At 41.1% G+C, this 3,874-nt stretch carries 3 protein-coding genes; all 3 read right to left on the bottom strand.

Features of this window, described 5'->3' with window-relative positions; genetic code table 11:
• Positions 1 to 641 (bottom strand): heat-inducible transcriptional repressor HrcA (gene hrcA / locus AB685_RS27905; RefSeq protein ID WP_047973863.1); only part of this gene is annotated, 641 nt, incomplete at its 3' end.
• Between the two features lie 108 nt (positions 642 to 749).
• Positions 750 to 1,916, bottom strand: coding sequence for a radical SAM family heme chaperone HemW (gene hemW, locus AB685_RS27900; protein ID WP_047973862.1), 1,167 nt, complete (start codon positions 1,914 to 1,916; stop codon positions 750 to 752).
• Between the two features lie 63 nt (positions 1,917 to 1,979).
• Positions 1,980 to 3,800 (bottom strand): translation elongation factor 4, encoded by a 1,821-nt coding sequence (lepA, locus tag AB685_RS27895; RefSeq protein ID WP_047973861.1) that lies wholly within the window; start codon positions 3,798 to 3,800, stop codon positions 1,980 to 1,982.
• Positions 3,801 to 3,874: the final 74 nt, after the last annotated feature.

The following is a 3,874-nucleotide window of genomic DNA, read 5'->3' as shown; positions in this document are numbered from 1 at the left end:
TGCTCATAATTGGTTACATGCACACGCATCACTTTACTAACCTCTGTATTCAGCTTTTGACGAAGCTTAAACAAAGGCACACCCATTAACCGATCATTTAAGATGTTGACTACACGTTCAATATCTGAAGCATCAATCGATTCAGGAAGTTGAATTGTTTGATTTTCTACATGACCAGTATCCGTGACTAAAATGAGAATGGCTGACCCTTTGGCAAGTGGAATAATTTGAATAGAGCGTAACCTTGCCTCAAACATTTCAGGACCAAGCACAATCGATATATAACTTGTCATATTCGATAGTAGTCTTGCTGACTGCTGAATCACTTGTTCAATCTCTTGCATCCGATCCGAAAAGATCGTCCGCATGTCCGCTTGCTCATCAWCTGTCAAATCATGAGGCATAAGCATATGATCCACATAATAGCGATACCCTTTTTGCGAGGGAATACGTCCTGCAGAGCTGTGTGGCTTTTCTAAAAACCCTAACTCCTCAAGGTCCGCCATATCATTTCGAATCGTCGCTGGACTAAATGTGATGTCTTCTCGCTTAGAGATGCTGCGAGAACCGACTGGCTCTGCCGACCGGATATAATCATCGACAATGGCGTGCAGAATTAACAACTGTCTATCTGTTAACATCTCTCATCACCTCTGTTAGCACTCAACATGAACGAGTGCTAAATCTAATGATAAATTATCAAATAGGTCAGGATTTGTCAACTTCAAAACGTTAAAAAACGTATAAAATCAACTTTCTTTTTYTACCATGTGCTCATCTAAGACGACTAAAAACTGTTCAAACACTTCATTCGCTAAGAGGAGCCCCTCATTTGTCAGCTTCACACGGTTATCTTCATACGATAGTAGACTACGTTCACTTAAGTCGTTTAACTGGCGAGCATAAAGTTTCGCAAGATTGACACCGTATCRAGTCGAAAGGTCAGAAAGGTCCACTCCATCTAATTTTCTTAGCCCCATAAACATCGCTTCTTCAATTTGCTCTACTTTGGTGACGATATGCTCTCTAAGATATGGAAGCTCCCCTTTTGTGAGGGATTCAAGATACTTTGGAACAGGTCCAATATTTTGATGGCGGACTCCATTTACGTACCCGTGAGCCCCAGCTCCAAACCCGAAATACTCTTCGTTCTTCCAATAAACAAGATTATGGTTGCTCTCTAAACCAGGTTTTGCAAAATTACTGATTTCGTATTGGGTGAATCCGTGAGCCTTCGTACGCTCTTGTAACTCTTCGTACATTCTGACCTCATCTTCTTCTGGGGGTAAGCTTAACTTGCCTTTTCGCTGGCGATTAAAAAACACCGTCTTTTCCTCGACTTTTAACGAATACGCAGAGATGTGTTCAACACCTAAGGCACAAGCCTTCTCAATTGTGTCGATAAACTGGGCAACGGATTGATGCGGCAAACCAAACATTAAATCAAGCGAGATATTGTTAAATCCAGCTTGTCTACTTCTTGTTACGGCATCATACACACTATCACTGGAATGAGTTCTCCCGATATGGTCTAGAAGATCCTTCTCAAATGACTGCACCCCGATACTAAGACGATTGACTCCAGCTTCCCTCATCACAGTTAGCTTCTCTTCCTCACTGCTATCTGGATTGACTTCAACCGTGAATTCAAGTAGTTCTTCCATCGGCAAAATCTCTCTCATCCCAGTGAACAAGCGCTTCAATTGTTCGGCAGACAAGGCAGTTGGGGTTCCGCCTCCAATGTAGATCGTGCGTAGCTGCTCAATTGGGGACTGTTTCATTGTTAAACGCATTTCCTCAAGTAATGCTTCAATGTATTCATTTACTGGTTGGTTCTTTAAAAACACTTTATTAAAGTCACAATAGTGACAAATATGCTCACAAAAGGGAATGTGAATATAAGCTGCATTTCTCACATGTATCCTCCTCTCCTGCTAGTAAAAGCAAAACCGCAGGAATCCCTGCGGTTATTGTTTCGTTTATTCATCCATACGAAGAACAGCCATGAAGGCTTCTTGTGGCACTTCAACGTTACCTACAGACTTCATACGTTTTTTACCTTCTTTTTGCTTTTCAAGAAGTTTACGTTTACGAGAAATATCCCCACCGTAACATTTTGCTAATACGTTTTTACGCATTGCTTTAATCGTCGAACGAGAGATAACTTTTTGTCCAATACTCGCTTGAACAGGCACCTCAAAATGTTGACGAGGAATAAGTTCTTTTAACTTTTCAACGATAATCTTCCCACGCTCATAAGCTGAGTCACGGTGAACAATGACTGATAAGGCATCAACCTTCTCACCATTTAAAAGAATATCCATTTTGACAAGATTGGATTGCTTGTAACCAATCAACTCATAATCAAATGACGCGTACCCTTTTGTATTCGATTTTAATTGATCAAAGAAGTCATAGACGATTTCAGAAAGTGGAATCTCATAGACAATCTGTACGCGATTTTCATCTAAATACTGCATATCGATGAAAATACCACGCTTGCCTTGGCAAAGCTCCATGACTGATCCTACATAATCATTAGGAACCATCACTTTTGCTTTTACATAAGGTTCTTCGACGAAATCGACCTTTTGTGCATCTGGCATATTAGACGGGTTATCAATTTGAAGATCATCCCCGTTTGTTAGTTGAACTTTGTAAATTACACTTGGTGCTGTCGTAATGAGCGAAATGCCAAATTCACGTTCAATACGCTCTTGAATAATTTCCATGTGTAATAGTCCTAAGAAACCACAACGGAATCCAAAGCCTAATGCTTGGGAGGTCTCTGGCTCATACTGCAGAGATGCATCATTTAACTCTAGACGCTCTAATGCTTCACGTAAATCATTGTAGTCGTTTGTATCAATTGGATATAAGCCACAATACACCATCGGGTTCATGCGACGGTACCCTGGAAGCGGCTCCGTTGAAGGGTTAACCGCATTTGTAATCGTGTCACCCACACGTGTATCCCCAACATTTTTAATCGCCGCTGTTAAAAATCCAACATCTCCGACGGTTAATTCATCACGCTTTGCTGGTTTCGGTGTAAAGACACCGATCTCTGTGACTTCAAATTCTTTCCCTGTTGCCATCATTTTGATTTTCTGACCAGGCTTCACCGTACCATCAATGATACGAATGTAAGCTACAACTCCACGATAAGAATCATAGAGCGAATCAAAAATCAGCGCTTTTAGTGGCGCATCCGGATCTCCTGTTGGTGCAGGAACCTTCTCTACGACCTGCTCTAAAATATCCTCAATTCCAATCCCGTTCTTTGCAGAGGCAAGAACAGCATCTGAAGCATCAAGACCAATGACGTCTTCTACTTCTTTTTTCACGCGTTCAGGCTCAGCACTCGGCAAGTCAATTTTATTAATAACCGGTAGAATTTCAAGGTCATTATCTAGAGCTAGATATACATTCGCAAGGGTCTGAGCCTCGATTCCTTGTGCTGCATCGACAATTAATAGCGCACCCTCACACGCTGCTAAACTTCTTGACACCTCATATGTAAAATCCACATGTCCTGGAGTATCAATTAAATGGAAAATGTATTCTTCGCCATCTTTTGCTGTATATGTTAATTGAACAGCATTTAACTTAATTGTAATCCCACGCTCACGCTCAAGGTCCATTGCATCAAGCGTTTGATCTTTCATTTCACGGTCTGTTAGAGCGCCGGTTTTCTCCAAAATACGATCTGCTAACGTTGACTTACCATGGTCAATGTGAGCAATGATCGAGAAGTTACGGATTTTTTGTTGACGCGCTAAACGGTCTTTATTATTCATAAGTGATCACTCCTACTAAATCGTGCCATATACACTATTTCTCATTATACCAATCGTTTTGACCGTCTTCAATA

This window comes from Bacillus sp. LL01, from assembly GCF_001037965.1.
This window is presented reverse-complemented; position numbering and strand designations above follow the sequence as displayed.

Bases quoted from the DNA above. Each gene is read 5' to 3' on its own strand.
- lepA (WP_047973861.1), bottom strand. From the start codon at position 3,800: ATGAATAATAAAGACCGTTTAGCGCGTCAACAAAAAATCCGTAACTTC.